The sequence below is a fragment of the Streptomyces sp. NPDC001222 genome (assembly GCF_042896945.1).
GTDB lineage: Bacteria > Actinomycetota > Actinomycetes > Streptomycetales > Streptomycetaceae > Streptomyces > Streptomyces gibsoniae.
The window spans coordinates 67,862-90,452 of sequence record NZ_JBIAXT010000035.1; the positions used below are offsets into that span (position 1 = coordinate 67,862).

Annotated in this window: 15 protein-coding genes; 4 read left to right on the forward strand and 11 right to left on the reverse strand. The window is 70.6% G+C overall.

Annotated features, from left to right (window positions below; genetic code table 11):
* Window position 1: 1 nt before the first annotated feature.
* The 3 genes from ACFY2Z_RS33960 to ACFY2Z_RS33970 form a co-directional block, all read right to left on the reverse strand.
* Complete coding sequence (locus ACFY2Z_RS33960; RefSeq protein ID WP_390747912.1) at window positions 2-1,453, reverse strand: hypothetical protein; 1,452 nt, start codon at window positions 1,451-1,453, stop codon at window positions 2-4.
* A gap of 104 nt (window positions 1,454-1,557) precedes the next feature.
* Window positions 1,558-2,082 (reverse strand): GtrA family protein, encoded by a 525-nt coding sequence (locus tag ACFY2Z_RS33965; RefSeq protein ID WP_390747891.1) that lies wholly within the window; start codon window positions 2,080-2,082, stop codon window positions 1,558-1,560.
* A gap of 257 nt (window positions 2,083-2,339) precedes the next feature.
* Window positions 2,340-7,280, reverse strand: coding sequence for an NAD-glutamate dehydrogenase (locus ACFY2Z_RS33970; protein WP_390747892.1), 4,941 nt, complete (start codon window positions 7,278-7,280; stop codon window positions 2,340-2,342).
* 616 nt (window positions 7,281-7,896) lie between these two features.
* Between ACFY2Z_RS33970 and ACFY2Z_RS33975 the strand changes: the two genes are divergently transcribed.
* Window positions 7,897-8,463, forward strand: a complete 567-nt coding sequence (locus tag ACFY2Z_RS33975) for a DJ-1/PfpI family protein (RefSeq protein ID WP_355904548.1) — start codon at window positions 7,897-7,899, stop codon at window positions 8,461-8,463.
* 46 nt (window positions 8,464-8,509) lie between these two features.
* Here ACFY2Z_RS33975 and ACFY2Z_RS33980 read toward each other — a convergent pair whose 3' ends face one another.
* Window positions 8,510-9,175 (reverse strand): HAD family hydrolase, encoded by a 666-nt coding sequence (locus ACFY2Z_RS33980; protein ID WP_390747893.1) that lies wholly within the window; start codon window positions 9,173-9,175, stop codon window positions 8,510-8,512.
* Between the two features lie 68 nt (window positions 9,176-9,243).
* Window positions 9,244-9,759 (reverse strand): DUF6912 family protein, encoded by a 516-nt coding sequence (locus tag ACFY2Z_RS33985; protein WP_390747894.1) that lies wholly within the window; start codon window positions 9,757-9,759, stop codon window positions 9,244-9,246.
* A gap of 342 nt (window positions 9,760-10,101) precedes the next feature.
* Here ACFY2Z_RS33985 and ACFY2Z_RS33990 point away from each other — a divergent pair, with 342 nt between their 5' ends.
* Window positions 10,102-10,626, forward strand: a complete 525-nt coding sequence (locus tag ACFY2Z_RS33990) for an Rv3235 family protein (RefSeq protein ID WP_390747895.1) — start codon at window positions 10,102-10,104, stop codon at window positions 10,624-10,626.
* 86 nt (window positions 10,627-10,712) lie between these two features.
* Here the strand turns inward: ACFY2Z_RS33990 and secA are convergent, their stop codons facing one another.
* Window positions 10,713-13,526 (reverse strand): preprotein translocase subunit SecA, encoded by a 2,814-nt coding sequence (gene secA / locus ACFY2Z_RS33995; protein ID WP_390747896.1) that lies wholly within the window; start codon window positions 13,524-13,526, stop codon window positions 10,713-10,715.
* Between the two features lie 302 nt (window positions 13,527-13,828).
* Here secA and ACFY2Z_RS34000 point away from each other — a divergent pair, with 302 nt between their 5' ends.
* Both ACFY2Z_RS34000 and ACFY2Z_RS34005 read left to right on the forward strand, forming a co-directional pair.
* Window positions 13,829-14,407, forward strand: coding sequence for a GNAT family N-acetyltransferase (locus ACFY2Z_RS34000; protein ID WP_390747897.1), 579 nt, complete (start codon window positions 13,829-13,831; stop codon window positions 14,405-14,407).
* 59 nt (window positions 14,408-14,466) lie between these two features.
* On the forward strand, window positions 14,467-15,669 hold the full coding sequence (locus tag ACFY2Z_RS34005) for a winged helix-turn-helix domain-containing protein (protein ID WP_390747898.1): 1,203 nt from the start codon (window positions 14,467-14,469) through the stop codon (window positions 15,667-15,669).
* Between the two features lie 53 nt (window positions 15,670-15,722).
* Here ACFY2Z_RS34005 and ACFY2Z_RS34010 read toward each other — a convergent pair whose 3' ends face one another.
* From ACFY2Z_RS34010 to mtrB, 5 genes are all read right to left on the reverse strand, one after another.
* A complete protein-coding gene (locus tag ACFY2Z_RS34010) occupies window positions 15,723-16,469 on the reverse strand; it encodes a response regulator transcription factor (protein ID WP_355904567.1) in 747 nt (248 codons plus the stop codon).
* A gap of 210 nt (window positions 16,470-16,679) precedes the next feature.
* Window positions 16,680-17,372: a ribosome hibernation-promoting factor, HPF/YfiA family gene (gene hpf / locus ACFY2Z_RS34015; protein ID WP_390747899.1), complete on the reverse strand. Its 693-nt coding sequence runs from the start codon at window positions 17,370-17,372 to the stop codon at window positions 16,680-16,682.
* 314 nt (window positions 17,373-17,686) lie between these two features.
* Window positions 17,687-18,544: a ComF family protein gene (locus ACFY2Z_RS34020; protein ID WP_390747900.1), complete on the reverse strand. Its 858-nt coding sequence runs from the start codon at window positions 18,542-18,544 to the stop codon at window positions 17,687-17,689.
* 177 nt (window positions 18,545-18,721) lie between these two features.
* Window positions 18,722-20,554: an LpqB family beta-propeller domain-containing protein gene (locus ACFY2Z_RS34025; protein WP_390747901.1), complete on the reverse strand. Its 1,833-nt coding sequence runs from the start codon at window positions 20,552-20,554 to the stop codon at window positions 18,722-18,724.
* A gap of 21 nt (window positions 20,555-20,575) precedes the next feature.
* Window positions 20,576-22,591 (reverse strand): MtrAB system histidine kinase MtrB, encoded by a 2,016-nt coding sequence (mtrB, locus tag ACFY2Z_RS34030; protein WP_390747902.1) that lies wholly within the window; start codon window positions 22,589-22,591, stop codon window positions 20,576-20,578.

Consider the following 22,591-nt stretch of genomic DNA (forward strand, 5'->3'; position numbering starts at 1 on the left):
GTCAGCGCACCACCTGGTACAGCACCTGGCCGCCCGGCCCCGAGGCCACCCGCCTCAACGCGCCGTCCCCGGACGGCAGTCCGCCGTCCTTCGGCCGCTGCACCACCCAGCGCACGCCGTACGACCGCAGGACATCCAGCCGCGCGCCGCGCGACGAGCCCTTCGCGAAGTACGTCCGCACCGCGGCCTCCCGCTTCGCCTCGTCCGGCAGGAAGAAGTCGGGATACCCGGGCGCCACGGTGTACGCCCCGTACGCCGGGATCTGCCGCGCGGGATACATCGGCACCATCACCACGTCCCCGTACCGCACCCACGGGGTGATCCAGTGGTATCCGACCCACGGCGTCCGGTACTTCTCGGCGACCGCCGCGGGCAGGGCGCCGCGCCCGACGACGTAGCCGACGGTCTGCACCTGTGTCCACGCGCCGATCGCGAGCGCCGCGGTCAGCACCCACGCCCCCACGGTCCGCAGGGTGCCGCGCGCCGCACCGGCCACCTCCACGGCCGCCGCGAGCTGCGCGGGGATCAGTACGGACGGCAGTGCCCGCCCCCAGGAGTAGTGCCCGCTCAGCCCGCCCGCCGCGAACATCAGCACACCGAGCAGGAAGAACACCACGAGTGGGTCCCGCAGATCGCGCCTGGCCCGCAGGGCGAGCGCCGCCACCCCGACCAGCACCAGGCAGAACCGGGCGAACAGATGCTGGTACAGCGGCCGGTGAATGGCTTCCAGGCCGCCCACCTGGAACAGTGCGAAGAAGTCGTAGTAGGGCCAGAGCGCGAGGATCGCCACGCCGAGCAGGATCCCCGCCCCGAGCCGCAGCCAGGTCCGGTGGCCGGCGCGCGCGCCGATCACCGTTGCGAGCGCCCCCAGTGTCGCCACCACGCCGGTGAACTGGTGGCTGAGCAGTATCACCGCCCACAGCACACCGAGCCCCAGGAAGGCGGTCCACCCCGCGGGCTCCCCCTTCAGCGTCCGGGTCACCAGGGCCCAGAAGTGGAAGGCGAGCCCCAGCGCGAAGACGCTCGGGTAGGCAACCGTCAGCGCCAGGGAGTTGAGCCCGAGGAAGCCACTCCAGTTGAACACCTCGGTGCCCCACAGCAGCACCACGCACAGCAGGGCGAGCGGCGGCGCGAGACGGTGGGCGGTCAGCGCCCGGACGTACCGCCACACGCCCGTCACCAGCAGCGTCAGGCTGATCAGCGCGCCGATGCGCAGCACGACCCAGACGGACAGCCCGGTGAGGCGGGCCAGCACACCGAGGAAGACGGTCCACGGCGAGTAGTACGGGCTCGGGGTGTTCTCGTCGACCAGCGGGTTGCCGGGATCCGTGAGCCGGTGCCGCAGGCGTTCCACGGTCGCCGCGTGCATCCCGAGGTCGCCCGCCCAGGGCAGCCGCACGATCACGAGCAGCATCAGGACGACGAACAGCGCCATGACCGCCCACAGCGCCATGCCCGCGGCGCCGCGCGGCGTCCTGGCGGCCGAGAGCGGCCCTCCGGGGCCCGTGAGCCGCCGTGCGGCTCCCCGTGCTCCGCCGGTGTCCTCAGCGGTGACGCTCATCGTGCTCCGTGGCCCTGCTTCGCCTCGTGCTGGAAGACCCAGGTGCGGTACACGAGGAAGCGGAACGCCGACGCCAGCACGATCGACAGCGCCTTGGCCACGTTGGAGCCGAACGGCCCGTTCATACCGAGGCCGTGGTAACCGGCGTAGAACAGCACGCTCTCCATCACCACGCCGATCCCGCTGAACACGAAGAACAGCACGATCTGCTGCCGCGTGCGCGAGGCACGGTCCCGATAGGCGAAGAAGCGGAAGCCGATGTAGTTGGTGCCCATGGCGATGACGCTGGCGAGCACCGTCGCCGTCATGGGGGCCCACTTCAGACCGTGCAGCAGGGCGTTGAAGACGACGAAGTTGACCGCGACACCGCTGCCGCCGACGACCCCGAACTTGGCGACCTCGACCGCGATCCGCCGGACCCGGGCACGGGCCGGGACGGGGGCGGAGACGGGAGCGGGGACGACGGGCTCGGCAACCGGGCGAGCGACCTGGGGTCGCTGCTCGGAGAGGTTCACAGTCACGGGTAGGGGTCCTCCACACTCGTCGGACGATCACGCCAAACCTAGTGCCCGCACAGGCGGCGTTCGCACCGTCGCGCAACGTCACCCGCCAGGGGCACTGGTCCAAATGTCGTGTTTAGCGAGGGAGAGTAAAGCGACCGCCGGAATTCCCCTAGGCCTTGGCAAGAAAGCGGTACGTGACCGTCGAACGGGGAATGCTCTTTCGATGCGCAGACGGGGGCGCCCCACCCAGGGGGCGCCCCCGCCTTCGTGCGGGACTAGCCGTGCGACCGCAGCAGCGTCCGCATCGTGCGCATCGCGACCGAGAGGTTCGCGAGGTCGAACGAGTCCGAGCCCGAGATCTCGTCGAGGGTCGTCCGGGCCCGGCTCAGGATCGCTCCGTTCTTCTCCCGCCAGGCCTCGAACCGCTGCTCCGGCGTGGAGGCGCCGTTGCCCACGGCCAGGATCTCGGCCGTCAGACCCGCGTGGGCCGCGTACAGATCCTCGCGGATCGCCGCCCGGGCCATCGACTGCCACCGGTCGGTGCGCGGCAGTTCGATGATGCGGTCCATCAGCTGCGTGATGCTGAGGCGGTCGGCGAGGTCGTAGTAGACCTCGGCGACGTCCATCGGGTCCTTGTTGGTGCGGTCGGCCACCGAGACGATGTCGAGCGCCGGGAAGGCGGAGGAGAACCCGGCCACGCGCGTGGCGAGTTCGTCCGGGACGCCAGCGCTCGTCAGCTCGTCGTAGATCTTCTGCCACCACTCCAGGTCCGCGCCGCGCAGCAGCTTCGGCAGCTCGCTCCAGACCTGCTCCACGCGGTCACCGAAGAACGCGATGGTCTCGGTGAGCTGGAGCGGCTGCGGCCGGTTGTTGAGCAGCCAGCGCGTGCCGCGCTCCACCAGCCGGCGGGAGTGCAGCCGGATACGGGTCTGGACGTCGGCGTCGACCTTGTTGTCCAGGTCCTCGACCGCGTCCCACACCGCGCCGGAGTGGAAGATCGCGCGGGACGCGGTCTGCGCCCTGACGATCTCCTCCAGCGACGCGCCCGTCTCCTCGCGCATACGGTGCAGGAAGCTCGTACCGCCCGTGTTGACCGTGTCGTTGACCAGCAGGGTCGTCACGATCTCACGCCGCAGCGCGTGGCTGTCGATCTGCTCGGAGAACCTGTCGCGCAGCGCCGTCGGGAAGTAGGCGTGCAGCAGGCGGCGCAGATACGGGTCGTCGGGCAGCTCCGTCTCCAGCAGCTCCCGGGAGACCGTGATCTTGGTGTACGCCAGCAGGACGGCCGTCTCCGGGCCGGTCAGACCCTGACCGGCGTTCAGCCGCTCACGGATCTGCCGGTCGGTGGGCAGGAACTCCAGCGCCCGGTCGAGGTGGCCCTCGCGCACCAGGTGGCGCAGGAACCGCTGCTGTGCGTGCAGCATGTCCTTCGACTGGAACAGAGCGTTGGCGATCGCCACGTTCTGCGCATAGTTGTTGCGCAGCACCAGGGCGCCGACCTCGTCGGTCATCTCGGCGAGCACCTGGTTGCGCTGCTTGACCGTCAGATCCCCGTTGGCCACGACCGCGTTGAGCAGGATCTTGATGTTCACCTCGTGGTCGGAGGTGTCCACGCCCGCGCTGTTGTCGATGGCATCCGTGTTGATCTTGCCGCCGTGCTGGGCGAACTCGATCCGGCCGAGCTGGGTCAGACCCAGGTTGCCGCCCTCGCCCACGACCTTGACCCGCAGGTCCTTGCCGTCGACGCGGATCGCGTCGTTGGCCTTGTCGCCGACGTCCGCGTTCGACTCCGCCGAGGACTTGACGTACGTGCCGATGCCGCCGTTCCACAGCAGGTCCACCGGCGCCGCGAGGATCGTCTTCATCAGGTCGGCCGGGGTCATCTTCATGACCGTGCCCTCGATGCCGAGCGCCTCACGGATGTGCGCGTTGACCGGGATCGACTTCGCCGACCGCGGGAACACACCGCCGCCCGCCGACAGCAGTTCGGCGTTGTAGTCGGCCCACGAGGAGCGCGGCAGCTCGAACAGACGGCGGCGCTCCGCGTACGAGGTCGCCGCGTCCGGGTTCGGGTCGATGAAGATGTGCCGGTGGTCGAAGGCCGCGACCAGGCGGATGTGCTCGGACAGCAGCATGCCGTTGCCGAACACGTCACCGGACATGTCACCGACACCCACCACGGTGAAGTCCTCGGCCTGGGTGTCGACACCCACCTCCCGGAAGTGCCGCTTCACCGACTCCCAGGCGCCGCGGGCGGTGATGCCCATCTTCTTGTGGTCGTAGCCCGCCGAGCCGCCGGAGGCGAAGGCGTCGCCGAGCCAGAAGCCGTAGCTCTCGGCGACCTCGTTGGCGATGTCCGAGAACGTCGCCGTGCCCTTGTCCGCGGCGACCACGAGATAGGTGTCGTCGGAGTCGTGCCGGACCACGTCCGCGGGCGGCACGACCTCGCCGGCCACCAGGTTGTCGGTGATGTCGAGCAGCGCCGAGATGAAGGTGCGGTAGCTGCGGATGCCCTCCGCGAGCCAGGCGTCACGGTCCGCGGCCGGGTCCGGCAGCTGCTTGGCGACGAAGCCGCCCTTGGCACCCACCGGCACGATGACGGTGTTCTTCACCATCTGCGCCTTGACCAGGCCGAGGATCTCGGTGCGGAAGTCCTCACGCCGGTCGGACCAGCGCAGACCACCGCGCGCGACCTTGCCGAAGCGCAGGTGCACGCCCTCGACCTTCGGCGAGTACACCCAGATCTCGTACGCCGGGCGCGGCGCCGGCAGGTCCGGGATGGCCTGCGGGTCGAACTTCATGGAGACGTAGTCGTGCGGCCTGCCGTCACGCCCGTCCTGGAAGAAGTTGGTGCGCAGGGTCGCCTTGATCAGGGTGAGGAAGGAGCGCAGGATGCGGTCCTCGTCCAGAGAGGCGACCTGGTCGAGCGCGGCGTCCAGCTCCTCCAGCAGGGCGTCGGTCAGCTCCAGACCGGCTCGCTGCCGCTCCGGCGACATCCGCGCCTCGAACAGCGAGACCAGCAGCCGGGTGGTGTGGACATTGTTTCGGAGGGTGTCCTCCATGTAGTCCTGGCTGAAGGTGGAACCGGCCTGCCGCAGGTACTTGGCGTACGCGCGCAGCACCATGGCCTGCCGCCAGGTGAGCCCGGCGCTCAGCACCAGGGCGTTGAAGCCGTCGTTCTCGGCCTGCCCGGTCCAGGTCGCGGCGAAGGCGTCCTGGAAGCGCTCACGGGCGTCGTCGCCGAGGTGGTCGCCGTTGTCGACCAGGGACTTCGGCAGGCGCAGGCCGAAGTCGTAGATCCACGCGGTCGTACGGTCCGCGCAGCGCAGCTCGTACGGACGCTCGTCGATGACCTCGACGCCGAGCCGCTGGAGCACCGGCAGCACAGCGGACAGGGAGACGGCCTCGCCCTTGCGGTAGATCTTGAAGCGGCGCTCGCCGGGGCCCACGCCCACCGGCTCGTACAGGCTGAGCGCGAAGTTGCGGCCGCCCTCCTCGGCGGTGAGCTGCTCCAGGTGGACCAGGTCGGCGACCGCGGCGCGGGGGGTGTGGTCGGCCTTGTAGCCCTCGGGGAAGCTGCTTCCGTAGCGGCGCAGCAGCTCGGCGGCGCGCTCCTCACCGCACTCGGCGTTCAGCGCCTCGGCGAAGCCGTCGGCCCAGGAGCGGGCGGCCTCCACGAGGCGCGCCTCGATGCGCTCCCGGTCGGCGTCGGACATCTGGGGCAGCTCGGTACCCTGCGGGACGCGCACGACGAAGTGCAGCCGGGAGAGGATCGACTCGGTGTTCCAGGCCGTGAAGTCGACGCTGGTGCCGCCCAGTTCCTCCTTGAGGATGTCGATGATGCGCAGCCGGACGCCCGTGGTGTAGCGGTCGCGCGGCAGGTAGACGAGGGCCGAGTAGTAGCGCCCGTACTCGTCCTGGCGCAGGTAGAGCCGCAGCCGGCGGCGTTCCTGGAGGTAGAGGACCGAGGTGACGATCGAGCGCAGCTCGTCCACCGGCGTCTGGAACAGCTCGTCGCGCGGGTAGGTCTCCAGGATCTGGAGCAGGTCGCGGCCGTCGTGGCTGTTGGGCGAGAACCCGGCGCCCTTGAGGACCTGGGCGACCTTGCGCCGGATGACCGGCACACGGCGCACGGACTCGGTGTACGCGGCGGACGAGAACAGGCCGAGGAACCGGCGCTCGCCGATGACGTTGCCGTTCTCGTCGAACTTCTTCACCCCGACGTAGTCGAGGTACGACGGCCGGTGCACGGTGGCGCGGCTGTTGGCCTTGGTGAGGACCAGCAGCTTGTGCTCGCGGGCCTTGGCGCGGGCGTCGGCGGGCAGCCGCTCGAAGGACGGGCTGACCGGGTGGCTCTCCTCGCCCGAGTGGTGCGGGTCCGATCGCAGTATGCCGAGTCCGGTGCCGGGCACGGCGGCCAGCGAGTCGTCCTCACGCAGCTCGTACTCGCGGAAGCCGAGGAAGGTGAAGTGGTCGGCGGCCAGCCAGCGCAGCAGCTCGCCGGCCTCCTCGACCTCGGGGGCGGGCAGGTCCCCGGGCACGGACTCCTTCTGGAGCCCCTCGGCGACGCGCAGCGCGCACTCGCGCATCTTCTCCCAGTCCTCGACGGCCTCGCGGACGTCGGACAGGACACGCAGCAGATCGGCGGTGATCTGCTTCAGGTCGGAGCGGTCGCTCTCCCGGTCGATCTCGACATGGATCCAGGACTCGACATGCGCGTCGTGCGGCAGCTCGGCGCCGGGCTGTTCGGGCAGGACCTCCAGCAGCTTGCCGGTCAGATCACGACGGACGACGAACTGCGGGTGGATCACGGCGTGGATGCCGCGGCCCTGCCGGGACAGCTCGTTGGTCACGGAGTCGACCAGGAAGGGCATGTCGTCGGTCACGACCTCCACCACGGAGTGGCTGCAGGTCCAGCCGTTCTCCTCGACGGTGGGGGTGTGCACCCGCACGTTCGCCGTGCCCTGGGGACGCGTTTCGGCCAGTCTGTAGTGCGAGAACGCGGCTCCCAGGACGTCGACCGGGTCACGGTCGGCCAGGTCCTCCGGGGCGGTGTGCAGGTAGTAGCGCTGGAGGAACGCGAGCACGGTGTCCCGGTCCGGGGTTCCCGCGCCCGTCGTCCCAGTCGGTAGGTGCCCCCCGACCGGGCTGTTCTCAGCTACCCGGGCGGCCCTCTCGAGCAGCTCGGCCTTGGCTTCGTCCAGCTTGGTCTGCATTGTCCTCTGGCTCCTGTCGCGCGCCGTTGCGTGACGTAGAAGGAAGTACGGTCTCTTCTCCGACATGACGCCGTGACGCGGGGTGTCCGGTCTGGTTCGACGCTATGCCGCTTGGAGAGATGGGCGGGGGGTTATCGGCCATTTCCGGCACCCTCGGCGACTGTGACGCTGCTCTCGGCGCGTTCCGCGCCCCTCGCGTCCTCGGCGCCCCGGCTGCCGCGCCGGGCGCCTTCGGCGCCCTGCTCGACCGGCCCCGCCTGCGAAGACCAGCGACCGCCGCCCGGTCACGGACACCGTCCGTGCTCACCGGGCGCAAGGCAGGGACGACAACGTCCCCGCGAGGTATCGCGCTGATCACGCCACCAGGCTATCGCTCTTCACGGGGGGCACGTCATGAGCCGTATGTGTACAAAAGAGGGGCGCGAAGTTTGACGTTCTGCACAGGAGCGAAGGGGGCGCGGCCGTGCAGGGCCTTCGATACGCGCCATACGCGGCCTTCGGTGCGAGCATGGCGGTACGAACCGTACGGGCCCCCTTGGCAGCGCCCCCGGCTTGAGGCACGTTGCACGAAGGCACTGGACGGGCCGCCCGCATGAACGAGGGGAGCACAGCGGACATGACGCAGAAGATCCTGATCGTCACCGGGGACGCGGCGGAATCACTCGAGGTCCTCTACCCCTATCAGCGCCTTCGCGAGGAGGGCTACGAGGTCCACATCGCCGCGCCCACCCAGAAGACCCTCCGTTTCGTCGTCCACGACTTCGAACCCGGTTTCGACACGTACACCGAGAAGCCCGGCTACACCTGGCCCGCCGACCTCGCCTTCTCCGATGTCGACCCCGGTGCCTACATCGCCCTGGTCATCCCCGGGGGACGCGCCCCGGAGTACCTCCGCAACGACCCCGAACTCCGCAAGATCGTCAAGTCGTTCTTCGACACCGACAAGCCGGTCGCCCAGATCTGTCACGGGCCGCTGCTCACCGCCGCCGTCGACGCCCTGCGCGGCCGGCGCGTCACGTCCTATCCGGCGCTGGAGATGGACATGCAGGCGGCCGGTGCCAGCTTCCAGGACGCCGAGGCGGTCGTCGACGGCACCCTCGTGTCGTCCCGCGCCTGGCCGGACCACTCCGGCTGGATGCGTGAGTTCCTGACCGTGCTGCGGGCGAAGGCGCCGGTGAGCTGAGTCGGGCGGGCGGCGGTGCGACGCCCCGGCGGGCGCCGCGTCCCCCTCACGCCGCCAGGCGCTCGGCCTCGGTGACCGCTTCCTCCAGCGTGTCGACCACGGGCACGCCGACCTCCTCCAGGCTGGCGCGGCCGTGCGAGCCCCCGGTGTACAGCACGGCCCGCGCTCCGACGTGCCGGGCGGCGATCGCGTCGTCGGCCGCGTCACCGATCACCACCGTGCGCGCGGGGTCGACGCCGCCGAGGGCCCGTATATGGCGGACCATGTGCTCGGCCTTGCTGCCCCCGGAGGGCCCGACCCGCCCCTCCACCCGGATGAAGTGCGTCTCGATCCCGAACCCCCGCACGAGCGGCACGAGTTCCTCGTGCACATACATGCTCAGGATGGACTGGCTGCGACCGGCCGAACGCCATCCCGCGAGCAGCTCCGTCGCACCCTCGGTGAGCCCGCACCGGACCCGGTGCTCCGCGTAGTAGCGGTGGAAGATCGCGTCCATGACCTCCCACTCGGTGTCGGTGGGCAGCCGTCCCATCAGCCGCTCGTAGAACTTCGGCACCGGCACGCAGTACAGCGCCCGGTATCGCTCCAGCGTGATGGGCTCCAGACCCAGCTCCGCGAAGGCCGCGTTCGTCGCCCCGATGATCGCGTCATTGTCGTGGAACAGCGTCCCGTTCCAGTCCCAGACGATGTGCGCGTTTCCTTGCGTCCCCATGCCGGAAAACGTACCCGGTGCCACTGACAATCACCGCCGTCCTGCTCGCGGGGGCCCGAGAGGCCGGCTCAGCGGGCGAGCCCCAGGAGATTCGGGATCTCCTGCGTCGCGTACCAGAGCAGTTCGTGGTCCTCGGCGCCGTCCACGACGAACTGCGCGTCGTCGTCCCCGTTCTCCGCCGCCGGAACCGCGCGGGCCGCCTCGGTCACGTCCGCCTCCGCGTCGGCCGCGTCGACATGCACCGCGGCGGCCTTGGCCAGCGGCACGGGTCCCGCGACCCGCACCTCGCCGAGCGCGGCCGGGTCCAGCCCACGGTCCGGGTCGGCCACCGCCGTGCCGTCCGGCACGTCGACCGCCACGACGACCCGGCGCCGCGGCGCCCCCGGGTCCGCCGCCAGCAGCCGCAGGGAGGCCAGCGCGGACCGGCTCAGCGCCGCGTACTCCAGCTCCTCGATGTCGTCGGAGAGGTACCACTCGCGCAGGGCGGGCGTGACGGCGTAGGCGACGACCGGCCCCTCGCCCAGCTCGCCCGTCTTGTACGCCTCGGCGAGACCGGAGAGGGTCAGAGGGACGTAGACGCGCATGACGAGCCGCTTTCGTAGTCGGTCAGGGGCACCGGACGGGCCCTGGTGGGGCCCCGCGAAGATCGTTCCGCGACTCCGGCGAGTCACCCCAGGATACGTGCGGGCGTCCCCCTTCGGGTCCAGCGTGCGCCGTTCCCCGCCGTCAGCCGGGACACCCGGGGATCACCCCGCCCGGCCCGGCCACGCCAAGGGCTCTCGCCCGCCTCCTCACCCTGATGGGTGATTCTCCCGGCCGCCCCCGCGCCGCCGCCGTCTCCTCGCGAGCCCCGTCCGTCTCGGACAGGATCCCCACCGAGAAGTTACCGACCGGTATCCGCCGGTCCCGCGAAACGGGGATCCCGCATGAACAAGGTGATGACCAGGAACAGCACGACACGCCCCGCGCCGTCCCGGCCGGGCGAACGCCCACCGGTGCGCCACGACACCCGCCGCCCCGGCGGCACCCCGCGCCGGACGGCCCACGGCCCGGGCAGGACCGGCGTCACGACGCCATCCGACGCTGCCGGCAGGGCGGCGACCGTCCCGCAGCCCCGCCCGACGGACCTCTTCGCCGACCGCCTGCTGTCGGTGCTCAGTGGTCAGCGCCCGGTGCACAGCATGCTCGGCCACACCGTCGGCCGGGCCTACGACGAGCTGGCCCGGCTCGCCGCACGCGGCCCGCTGCGCACCCGGGGCACCCGTCCCGTGGTCCGCGACATCGGCTACTTCGTGCCGCGTCCGGGGGCCATCGAGGCCTTCGCCCGGATCGGTGCGGGCGACCAGCTGCGCGCCATGGCGTTCCGCCTGGAGTGCGGCCCCGACCACCGCTGGCGCTGCGCGGCGGTGGAATTGGGCGGGCCCCGGCCGCCCCGGGCGGACGACGACTGACGGTGACGACCGAGGGGCCGGGCACCCGTCAAGGTGCCCGGCCCCTCACTCAGCCGTGCTGCCGCCGCTCCGTCGCCGGGGCAGCGTCACTTCTTGCGGCGGCGTCCGCCCTTGGCCTGCTTGCGGCGCTCCGCCCGGGTGAGGCCGTCCGCCTCCGAGCGCACCGTCTCACCGTCGTCGCCGGCGAAGTCGCCCTCGACGATGCCGCCCTCACCGTCCACGGTCGGCGCGGAGAAGTGCAGCCGCTCGCGGCGCTGCGGGGCCTCCAGGCCCTTGGCACGGATCTCGGGGCGGGCCGCCTGGGCCGCCACCGCCTCCTCCTTCTCCAGGGAAGGCTTGGCGTCCTCGACCGGTACCTCCTCGACCTGCTGCTCGACCTGGACCTCCAGGTTGAACAGATAGCCGACGGACTCCTCCTTGATGCCCTCCATCATCGCGGTGAACATGTCGAAGCCCTCGCGCTGGTACTCGACCAGCGGGTCCTTCTGCGCCATCGCGCGCAGGCCGATGCCCTCCTGGAGGTAGTCCATCTCGTAGAGGTGCTCGCGCCACTTGCGGTCCAGGACCGACAGCACGACCCGGCGCTCCAGCTCACGCATGATCTCGGAGCCGAGCTGCTCCTCACGCTGCTCGTACTGCTCGCGGATGTCGTCCTTGATGGACTCGGAGATGAACTCGGCGGTCAGCCCGGCACGGTCGCCGGCCGCCTCCTCCAGCTCCTCGATGGTGACCTTCACCGGGTAGAGCTGCTTGAAGGCGCCCCACAGCCGGTCCAGGTCCCACTCCTCGGCGAAGCCCTCGGAGGTCTCGGCGCCGACGTAGGCGTCGATCGTGTCGTTCATGAAGTGCTGGATCTGCTCGTGCAGGTCCTCGCCCTCCAGGACGCGGCGCCGCTCGCCGTAGATGACCTCACGCTGCCGGTTGAGGACCTCGTCGTACTTGAGGACGTTCTTCCGGGTCTCGAAGTTCTGCGTCTCGACCTGCGACTGGGCGGACGCGATCGCGCGCGTGACCATCTTGTTCTCGATCGGCACGTCGTCCGGGACGTTCGCCATCGCCATCACGCGCTCGACCATCTGGGCCTTGAACAGACGCATCAGGTCGTCGCCCAGCGAGAGGTAGAACCGGGACTCGCCCGGGTCGCCCTGGCGGCCGCTACGACCGCGCAGCTGGTTGTCGATACGGCGGGACTCGTGGCGCTCGGTGCCCAGCACATACAGGCCGCCGAGGTCCTCGACCTCGTCCTTCTCGGCCTTGACCGCGTGCTCGGCGCGCTCCAGGGCGGCGGGCAGGGCCTGCGCCCACTCCTCGATGTGCTCCTCGGGGTCGAGGCCGCGCTGGCGCAGCTCGGCCTCGGCGAGGTCCTCGGGGTTGCCGCCGAGCTTGATGTCCGTACCACGGCCGGCCATGTTGGTGGCCACGGTAACGGCGCCCTTGCGGCCGGCCTGGGCGACGATCACCGCTTCGCGCTCGTGGTGCTTGGCGTTCAGCACCTCGTGCTGGATGCCGCGCTTGCTGAGCTGCTGCGAGAGGTACTCGGACTTCTCGACCGAGGTGGTGCCGACCAGGATCGGCTGACCCTTCTCGTGCTTCTCGGCGATGTCGTCGACGACCGCCTCGAACTTCGCGACCTCGGTGCGGTAGATCAGGTCCGACTGGTCCTTGCGGACCATCGGCCTGTTGGTCGGGATCGGGACCACGCCGAGCTTGTAGATCTGGTGGAACTCGGCGGCCTCGGTCATCGCCGTACCGGTCATGCCGGAGAGCTTGTTGTAGAGGCGGAAGAAGTTCTGCAGGGTGATCGTGGCGAGCGTCTGGTTCTCGTCCTTGATGTCCACCCCTTCCTTCGCCTCGATCGCCTGGTGCATGCCCTCGTTGTAGCGGCGGCCGGCGAGGATACGGCCGGTGTGCTCGTCGACGATCATGACCTCGCCGTCGATGACGACGTAGTCCTTGTCGCGCTTGAAGAGCTCCTTGGCCTTGATGGCGTTGTTCAGGTAGCCCACCAGCGGGGTGTTCACCGACTCGTAGAGGTTGTCGATGCCCAGCCAGTCCTCGACCTTGGTGACACCGGACTCGTGGATGGCGACGGTGCGCTTCTTCTCGTCGACGTCGTAGTCGCCGGTCTCCTCGACGCCCTTCAGCGGGTTGCCCGCCTCCCCGCGCTTCAGGCGCGTGACCAGCTTGGCGAAGTCGCCGTACCACTTGGTGGCCTGGTCGGCCGGGCCGGAGATGATCAGCGGCGTACGGGCCTCGTCGATGAGGATGGAGTCGACCTCGTCGACGACGGCGAAGTTGTGGCCCCGCTGGACCAGCTCCTCCTGCGACCACGCCATGTTGTCGCGGAGGTAGTCGAAGCCGAACTCGTTGTTCGTGCCGTAGGTGATGTCGCACGCGTACTGCTCGCGGCGCTGGGCCGGAGTCATGTTCGCCAGGATGCAGCCGACGGTCAGACCCAGGAACCGGTGGACGCGGCCCATCATCTCGGAGTCGCGCTCGGCCAGGTAGTCGTTGACCGTGACGATGTGGACGCCGTCTCCGGAGATGGCGTTCAGATAGGCGGGCAGCGTGCCGACCAGGGTCTTGCCCTCACCGGTCTTCATCTCGGCGACATAGCCGAGGTGGAGCGCGGCGCCGCCCATCATCTGCACGTCGTAGTGCCGCTGGCCGAGGACGCGCTTGGCGGCCTCACGCACGGTGGCGAACGCCTCGGGCAGCAGGTCGTCGAGGCTCTCGCCGTCGGCGTACCGCTGCTTGTATTCATCGGTGAGGGCCCGCAGCTCGGCGTCGGAGAGGTCGACGAAGTCCTCTTCGATGGAGTTGACCTGGTCCGCGATGCGGTGCAGCTTGCGCAGGATCTTGCCTTCGCCTGCACGCATGATCTTCGAGAGGACGGACACGGGGGTTTGTCTCCTTGCCGGTCGGGCCTGGGACGGTCGGATATGGACGGTCGGTTCTGTATGACAGCTTGAGCAACGGCCATCGTAAGCGAGGACCCCGCCACGCCGGGAGGTCTGTCGTCGACAGCCACTAGGACAACGGACGGGGATGACGGAAGGTGCCGCGTCCGTGCCACGAAAAGTAACCGTCGCCTGACCCGATGACACGGGAGGAGACCCGACGGCGTGGCGGACACGCCCCGTCCGGCGGGGCGGCGCGAAATGTCGTGGCGGCGGGGCGGGGGCCCGAGCAGAATCGGGCGATGGACCCCGTCACTCTGACCACTGAGCGTCTCCTGTTGCGCACCGTGGGCCCGCAGGACGCCGACGCTGTGTTCGCGGCCGCCCAGGACCCCGACATCCAGCGCTGGACCACGATCCCGTCGCCGTATCTGCGTGAGCACGCGGAGGGGTTCGTCGGCCAGATAGCTCCCGACGGCTGGGCCGACGGCTCGATGTTCACCTTCGGTGTCTTCCTGCCCTCCGCGGGGCTGGTCAGCATGCTCGGTCTGACGATGCGCTCCCTGGGCGTCGCCGAGGTGGGCTTCTGGACGGCGAAGGAACACCGGGGCAACGGCTACCTCACGGAGGCGACGCTCGCCGCGGCGCGCTGGGCCTTCACCCAGGTGTCGATCGACCGCCTGGAGTGGCGTGCCGAGGTGGGCAACGCGGGCTCGCGCGCCGTCGCGGAACGCGTGGGCTTCACCGTCGAGGGCACTCTGCGCTCCGCGATCAACAACAAAGGGGTCCGGCGGGACTGCTGGGTGGGCTCGCTTCTGCCCTCCGACCTGGGCCTGCCGTCGTCGGCGCCCTATCTGCCGGCACCGTCCCGGCGCGCGTAGGCAGGGGCCGGGGCCCCGGCCCACCCGGCGTTGTCAGTGGGGGGCTCTACGGTGTGACCATGCCGAGTCTGCCGCGTCCCACCGCCGAACTGACCGCCGACGAAGCCCGCCGCATCGCCCTGCGGGCGCAGGGCTTCCTCGGGGCCCCCGACCGCAGGGCAGGCGTCCGCGGGGTCCTGCGGCACCTCGGAGCGGTCCAGCTCGACACCATCTCGGTCCTCGCCCGCTCCCACGAGCTCATCGCGTACGCCCGTCTCGGCGCGACAGGGCGCGGCTCGGTCGACGCGGCGTACTGGAGGCCGTCGGGGGCCGGCAGCTCCGCGCCCCACCCCCACGCCTTCGAGTACTGGTCGCACGCCGCCTGCATCCTCCCCGTCGAGGAGTGGCCCCACTTCGCCTTCCGCCGCCGCGCCTACCGCTCCCGCCCGCACTGGAACCACACGCTGCCGGACGGTGCCTACGACCAGGTGATCAAGCAGCTGCGCGCCGAGGGCCCGCTCACCGCCACCGACCTGGGCGGTGCCAAGAGGACCAGCGAGTGGTGGGACTGGTCCGGCACGAAGGTCGCGGTGGAGCGCGCGCTGATGTACGGCGAGGTGGTGTGCGTCGAGCGCCGCGGCTGGAAGCGGGTCTACGACCTCGCCGAGCGCGCCGTCCCCGGGGCCCTCCTCCACGACGAGCTGGACGACACCGAGTGCCTGCGCAGGCTGGTGGGTCTCGCCGGCCGGTCCCTCGGCGTCGGCACCCGCGCGGACATCGCCGACTACCACCGTCTCAAGGGCGAGCAGGTCGACGCGGTGATCGCGGACTCGGGCCTGGTCCCGGTGACGGTCGAGGGCTGGGGCAAACCGGCGTGGGCGGATCCGGCGGCACTCGCGACCCCGCCGCGCGGCCGCCACCGTACGACGCTGCTGTCGCCCTTCGACTCCCTGATCTGGGAGCGGGCGCGCACGGAGCGGATCTTCGGCTTCACACACCGCCTGGAGGCCTACGTCCCCAAGCCGAAGCGGGTCTACGGCTACTTCGCGATGCCGGTGCTCGCCGGCGGCCGGCTGGTCGGCCGGGTGGACCCGGCGCGCGAGGGCAGCACCCTGGTCGCCAAGCAGGTCACGCTGGAGGATTCCCGGGCGGTCCCGTCGGTGGCCCAAGCCCTGCTGGAGGCGGCGTCCTGGGTGGACTGCACGAACGTACGCGTGGAGCGGGTGGACGCCCCGGCCCTGCGGGAGCCGCTGATCCGCGAGCTGGCCCGCGCCCTGGACTGATCCACGCCGCAGCGTCCCCGGCAGCTCGCTGCCGGGGGTGTCCCGCCCGCCGGTCAGCGGATCTCGAGGATCTTCTCCCGCATCGCGTAGACCACGGCCTCCATCCTGGAGTGCAGCTGCAGCTTCTCCAGGATGTTGCGCACGTGGTTCTTCACGGTGTTCTCGGAGATGAACAGTTCCTTGGCGATGTCCCGGTTGTTCATCCCGGTGGCGACGAGCTTGAGGACCTCCAGCTCACGGTCGGTGAGCCGTGGCGCCGGCACCAGCCGGCGCTCGTCGGTCCGCTGGATCATCGACTTGAACTCGGTGAGGAGCTTCGACGCCATGGAGGGGCTGATCTGTGACTGTCCGTCGGCGACCGCGCGGATGGCCGTGGCCACCTCGTCCGTGGAGATCTCCTTGAGCAGGTACCCGGTCGCGCCCGCCTTGATCGCGTCGTAGAGATCGGCTTCCTCATCGCTGATCGTCAGCATGATGATCTTGGCGCTGGGCGCCACCTCCTTGATGGAGGTGCAGGCCTCGATCCCGCCCCGCTTGGGCATCCGGACGTCCATGAGCACGATGTCGGGCAGCAGGTCGGCCGCCTTGTCGACCGCCTCCGCGCCGTCTCCCGCCTCGCCGACGACCTGGATGTCCTCCTCGGCGGCCAGCACGATCTCCAGGCCGCGGCGGAAGAGCGCGTGGTCGTCCACCACGAGGACGCGGATGGGCTCGCCACCGGCTGAGCCCTCCTCCGGGCCCATGCCGACGACGCCGTCGTCGGCATCCTCCTCATGCATCGGTCCGAAGCTGTCCGCCATCGTTCCTCCCCCTGAAGGCTGTGGCCTGTGGTCCTGTGCCATCGCCAACCCAAGGCAACGACCCACCGGTTGAGCCGTTACGGGCCATGATTCCATGTCCGGGCGGCCGCCAGGTGACAGAGCGCGGCGAGAAATGGCCGCACACGGGAGCCCCTGGGGGCGCACGGGCTCTCCCAGGGGCACACCGGTACAGCCGTCACCCGGCGGAAATCAGCCGCCGACCACTCCGCCTGCCGCAGCCGCCTGCGTCTGAGTCACCATCTGGTCGGTGCTCAGGTGAATGACGCCGTAGTCATAGGCGTGCCGACGGTAGACGACGCTGGGTTGCTTGGTCTCGGAGTCGACGAACAGATAGAAGTCGTGCCCGACCAGCTCCATCTCGTAGAGGGCCTGGTCGAGTGACATCGGGGACGCGACATGTGTCTTCTCACGGACGATGAGGGGGCCTTCGCCCTTCACCTCGAGCGACCCGATCTTCTTGGTCGGCACGCCGTCCGTGTCCTCCTCCGACACGACGGTGCCGTTGCCGTTCAGGGTCGCGGCGCCCGGGACGTGGTCGGGCACCTCGGCCGCCGTGATCCTGCGGACTCCGCGGCGGGTGTGGCGCTTGTCGTGCTCTTTGCGCAGCCGCGCCTCGAGCTTCTCCGACGCCAGGTCGAGTGCCGCGTACGGATCGCTGGCCGCCGCCTCCGCCCTGATCACCGGACCGCGGGAGCGGAGGGTGATCTCCACTCGGTCGGAACGGTCGGCCTGTCGGGGGTTGGGCTCCTTGGACACCTCGACGTCCAGGCTGATCACCTTGGCATCCAGCTTCTGGATCTTGTCCAGCTTCAGCTTCTCGGCCACGTGCTTCCGGAACCGCTCGGGCACCTCGGTCTTGCGGCCCTTGACGACGATGTCCACGCAGAACTCCGTTCCCGGATCGCTCCGCATTTTTGGCGGAGCATCTCCCTTGTGCACCAGGCTCCGGTCAGCTCCGGAGCCGCGGACTCGGTGACTTCCACCTCCTCCTCCCCCGTGGGCGAGATCTCCATCCCACGGCTGCGGGTGATTGCAGAAAGCCCGCAGCACACATTCGGATAAGCGAGGGATGGCCTGCGCCTTTCTCTCACCACCGAACATATCTCGCTCGGACGGATGTCGTCACCCTCTACTGCCGCGTACCTCCATTCCGGTGAATTGACCTTCTCATTACCTGCAACGACGCAAGTCCCCGGTCAGTTCCGGTTGAATTCGAAAGAATCCGGCGGCGCTGCGATCACGGCCGCGTGGATCTCCTCCGTGGCACCGTGAGCGGCCGTCTTTCCCGCTGACCACCGCACCCGGGCGGGCACTTCCGTCGCCTCCCGTGCTCTTCGTTCCCCCCTTGCTTCCCCTGTCACGCGCGCATACACCTCCGGGTCCCTCATTCGAGGGTGCCGGACCGCCGCCCGTACCGCGCGCGCCGCCTCCGCCAGCGACGCTCCCGTGGTCATCAGATCGTCGACGAGGACCACCGGACCGCCGGTCAGCAGCCCGACGCCGCCTTCGGCCACTTCCAGCGCGCCGGCGAGATTGGCCAGCCGCTGCCGGGAACCGAGTCCCGACTGGTCGGCCACCACCCGGCGCTGGCGCAGCACGGCCGCCACCCGGGCCGCCGTCCCCGCCCGGCGCAGCTCCCCCGCGGCAGCCAGCGCGATCCGCCGCATGGGGTCGTGCCCCCGCGCCCGCACCGCCCGGCGCGCGGAGGGCACGGGCACCAGCAGCACGGTCGGCCGCGCACGACCGGCCCGGTCCCCGGTCTCGCCCAGCCCCGCCCGTACGCACCCGGCGAGCGCCCTGCCGAGGGGCCTCGCCAGCGTCAGGACGCCGCGCTCCTTGTGCGCCAGCAGCACGGCGCGCACCGCGCCCTCATAGGCAGCCGCCGCGTGCACCACGGGCAGCCCCGCCGGCTCCGGCACCGGTCGCACCCGCCGTGGTGCGCTCCCGTGCAGGGCCGCTCGGCACTCCGGGCAGAGCACCGTGCGCGGCCTTCCGCAGCCTCCGCACTCGGCGGGCAGCACCAGGTCGGTGAGGTCCTGCCACCACCCCCGCATGGCCACCACTGTGCCAAGGCGAGCAGCGGCCTGCCAGGTCTGTGGAAAACACCCTGTGGACAACCGGGGCCCGGGTCGGCCGGGGCCCGGGTCGGCCGGGGCCCGGGTCGGCCGGGGCCCGGGTCGGCCGGGGCCCGGGTCGGCCGGGGCCCGCCGTACCGGCGGCGATGCAGCGGTTCAGCCCGGATAGACCGGTGCCGCCCCCAACTTGACTACCTTCTGCCACTGCGCCCCGGCCGAGAGCCGCACGATGCCGTCCTCCGAGTAGGCCACCAGCGGCAGTCGCTCGTCCTCGGACGCCGCGATCTGCTTCACCCCGGTCAGCGAGGGCGGCGCGTTGCCCGCCGGCACGGAGCCGTCGACCTGCACGTAGCGCATCTGCTGCACCCCGCCGGACTCCCGTCCGACCACCACGAGCCGGCTGTCCCCGGCCCAGGACATGGCGGTGACCTCCTCCAACTGCGGGGTGACGGACCGCAGTCCGAGGATCGACACGGCACTGTGGCCGTCGGCCCCGCTCTGCCGCTCGACCCGCCCGATCTGCAGGGACGTCTTGCCGGCCTTCTGCACGATGAGCGCGATCCGCACACCGTCGGCCGCGACCCGCACCGCCTCGATGCGTCCGTCGAGTTCCGGTGTGCTGACCTCGATCGGCTGGCCCACGCCCTTCACCAGCACCACGAGCCGAGGGTGCTTCGGATCGCGGTCGGCCACCCACAGGTCGCCGCCGCCGTCCCAGCTCGGCGTCGTCAGCCGGTCGTCCTGAGACAGGCCCTCGCTGGCCAGTACCGGATTCCCGAGCGGGGTGCTCGGCTCCAGCGCCCCGACGTACAGATAATGCCCGTCGGCCGAGACCCCGGCCGCCCGGTCCTCGTCACGCGACACGGCGGCCGCGCGCAGCTTCCTCTCCCCCTCGCCGAGGGCCCCCGGCACCGGGTCGAACTGGTTGGAACTGCTGCGGCTCGGCAGCTGGACCAGCCGCTGCTTGCCGTCGATGAAGTACTCGTACTCGGGCTGCTTGGCCGTGCCGTGCGAGGCGATGGTCTCCGCCCGGCTCTCGTTCAGCTCGCACAGCCTTCTGCCGTCGGAGCGCTCCAGCTCGACCTGGTTCACACCCGTCGGCGTCAGATCCTGCAGCGTGAACAGCAGCTGCGCCGCCATCCGCGAGCACTGTGTCCGCCCGACCCGGTCCGCGTTGTCGTTCAACGGCACCGTCAGCTTGTTCTGGTCGTCGGGCGACAGCGAGGTGACGTCCTTCCTGAGCGCCGTCCCCGGGGGGAAACTCGACGTCGCGACCGGGTCCAGCCAGCGCGTGGGCCCCTTCAGCAGCGCACGGACCGTCGAGGTGACGGCGTCCACCTTGCTGCGCACGTACACCGGGTCGGCGACGGTGCTCAGTTGTCCGCCCTCCGCGGCGGGCACGTTCGCCGCGTAGTAGTACTTGTTGACCGACACATAGTTGCGCTGGAAGTCGGACCTGCCCATCACCACGCCCTGCGGCAGCGCGTCGATGCGCCACTGGTTGGTCTTCTTCTGCAGCGTGAGGTGCACCGTCCGGCTGTAGGTCCCCGAGTCCGGCGCGTACGCGTGCTGGGCGTCCACGACGGCGAACTTGCTGCCCGTCAGCGTGTACGAGTACTCCTCCTCCGCCTCGCGGTTCCTGCTGTGCTCGGACACGGGGTTCGGCCCGTCGGACAGCACGGTGGTGGACTGGTCGGGGTGCCACGTGCGCGAGGCACCCGCGGTCAGATATTTGCGGGCCGTCTCGTACTGCGGGTCGTCACTGGTCAGCGCCTCCAGGAAGCCCTGCACGATCTCACCGGGCCCGGCGTTCTCCCGCGGCGGCATCGCGAACACCCGTACCTGGGCGTCCTGCCGGGGCGTCGACTCCACCCCGCGCAGGTCCCCGCTGTCCGGCATCGAGGCACACCCGGCCAGCAGTACGGCACCACAGCCGACGAACACGCCGGTGTGCGGCGCACGCCACCGCCTGCCCCCCTCAGCGCCCACGAACTGCCTCCCCTTGCTCACTCACTCGTGCGGTCCGTCGCCCCGCGACGGGTCCTGTGTGCTGTCCTCCCGGTGCCGCACGGCCCCGGTGGGCCGCGGCACCACCCGCGCGCCGTTGCCCGGCAGCGCGGTCGGGTCGGCCGTAGGCGTCACGGCGGCCATTCTCGGCGCGATCGAGGCCCGTTCGCCCGTGGACTGTGCGGGCACCGTGGCGAGCTTGCCCGAGCCGCCCTGGGGCTGCCCGGCCTCGTTCAGCCCGCGGTTGCGCCGCGAGTCCATGGGCTCCAGAGGTATCGGGGAGCCCCGCAGCGGCTCGTCCGCGGTCCGCGGCAGCGTCAGCCGGAACTGCGAACCTCCGCCCGGCTCGCCCCACGCCTGCAGCCAGCCGCCGTGCAGCCGGGCGTCCTCCAGGGCGATCGACAGGCCCAGGCCCGTACCACCGGTGGTACGCGCGCGTGCCGGGTCCGCCCGCCAGAACCGGCTGAACACCCGGGTCGCCTCGCCCGGCTTGAGGCCCACGCCGTAGTCCCGTACCGCGATCGCGACCGCGCCGCCAGCCGCGGCGAGCTTGACGACGACGTCCTTGCCCTCGCCGTGCTCGACCGCGTTGACGACCAGGTTGCGCAGTACTCGCTCCACCCGCCGGGCGTCGGCCTCCGCGACGACGGGCTGCTGGTCGCCGACGATCCGTATCCGCGTGCCCTTGCGCTCGGCGAGCGGCTCCGCCCCGCTCACCACCCGTCGCACGACCTCGCGCAGGTCGATCGGCTCGGCCTCCAGGGCCGCCGCGCCCGCGTCGAAGCGGCTGATCTCCAGCAGGTCCGCGAGCAGCGACTCGAAACGGTCCAGCTGGTCCGCGAGCAGCTCCGCCGACCGCGCGGTCACCGGGTCGAAGTCGACCCGCGCCTCATGGATGACGTCGGCCGCCATCCGCACGGTCGTCAGCGGCGTGCGCAGCTCGTGCGACACGTCCGACACGAACCGGCGCTGCATCCTCGACAGGTCCTCCAGCTGCTGGATCTTCAACTGGAGGTTCTGCGCCATCTTGTTGAAGGCCTCGCCCAGGCGCGCGATGTCGTCCTCGCCGGTGACCTTCATACGTTCCTGCAGCCGCCCGGCGGACAGCCGTTCGGCGATGCCCGCAGCCATCCGCACAGGGGTGACGACCTGGCGCACCACGAGCCAGGCGATGGCCCCGAGGAGCACCACGACGAACAGCCCGGCGGTCGCCAGGGTCCCCTTGACCAGGCTGAGCGACTTCTCCTCCTGGGTGAGCGGGAAGAGGTAGTACAGCTGGTACGGGTGTCCGTTGGGGTCGTTGATCTGCTTGCCGATGATGAGCGCGGGCTGCGGATCGCGGTCGCTGTCGGTGTAGACGATGCGGGTGTAGCTCTGGGCCACGCCCATACCGGAACCGACGCGCCGGCGCAGGTCCTCCGGCACGCTCTGGCTGGGGTCCACGTCACCCGACGCGCGCGGACCGAGACCCCGGTTGTCGCCGCTGTCCACGGCGCTGGTGCTCAGAGTGACCACGTCGAAGGCGCCCTGGCCACCACTGGAGAGCGACTCGACGAGGTCGCTCATCCATCCGCTGACGTTCTGCACCGGGTAGGTGCCCGTGCCCGAGTTGTCGTCGCCGCCGCTGGCGCTGACCGCGCTGTCGGCCTTCTGCCCGGCGACCGTGAAGCCGCCGACTGCCTGGCTCTGGGACGCCTTCACCTTGGCGTCGAGCAGACCGTTGCGCACCTGTCCGATGACGACGAAGCCCAGCAGCAGCACGACACCCAGGGACATCAGCAGCGTCGTGACGACGATCTTGAGCTGGATGTTGCGCCGCCACAGCCGCATCACGGGCAGCAGCGGACGGCGCACCCAGCGCATGACGAGCCGGAGGACCGGGCTGCCCTGGACTCCGCCCTGCAGCAGCCCGCCCTCCATCAACCGTTCCCATCCGGAGCCCGCCGTGCGCCGTCCGACAGGCCGCTCCGGGCGGGCCCCCGGGCGGCCGGGGGCCGAAGCGGCACTGTCACGCGACAC

What these genes read in the sequence shown, in the direction of transcription:
- ACFY2Z_RS33960 (WP_390747912.1), bottom strand. Translation starts at nt 1,453, where the DNA reads ATGGCGCTGTGGGCGGTCATGGCGCTGTTCGTCGTCCTGATGCTGCTC.
- ACFY2Z_RS33970 (WP_390747892.1), bottom strand. Translation starts at nt 7,280, where the DNA reads ATGCAGACCAAGCTGGACGAAGCCAAGGCCGAGCTGCTCGAGAGGGCC.
- ACFY2Z_RS33975 (WP_355904548.1), top strand. Translation starts at nt 7,897, where the DNA reads ATGACGCAGAAGATCCTGATCGTCACCGGGGACGCGGCGGAATCACTC.
- ACFY2Z_RS33980 (WP_390747893.1), bottom strand. Translation starts at nt 9,175, where the DNA reads ATGGGGACGCAAGGAAACGCGCACATCGTCTGGGACTGGAACGGGACG.
- ACFY2Z_RS33985 (WP_390747894.1), bottom strand. Translation starts at nt 9,759, where the DNA reads ATGCGCGTCTACGTCCCTCTGACCCTCTCCGGTCTCGCCGAGGCGTAC.
- ACFY2Z_RS33990 (WP_390747895.1), top strand. Translation starts at nt 10,102, where the DNA reads ATGAACAAGGTGATGACCAGGAACAGCACGACACGCCCCGCGCCGTCC.
- ACFY2Z_RS34000 (WP_390747897.1), top strand. Translation starts at nt 13,829, where the DNA reads ATGGACCCCGTCACTCTGACCACTGAGCGTCTCCTGTTGCGCACCGTG.
- ACFY2Z_RS34005 (WP_390747898.1), top strand. Translation starts at nt 14,467, where the DNA reads ATGCCGAGTCTGCCGCGTCCCACCGCCGAACTGACCGCCGACGAAGCC.
- ACFY2Z_RS34010 (WP_355904567.1), bottom strand. Translation starts at nt 16,469, where the DNA reads ATGGCGGACAGCTTCGGACCGATGCATGAGGAGGATGCCGACGACGGC.
- ACFY2Z_RS34020 (WP_390747900.1), bottom strand. Translation starts at nt 18,544, where the DNA reads ATGCGGGGGTGGTGGCAGGACCTCACCGACCTGGTGCTGCCCGCCGAG.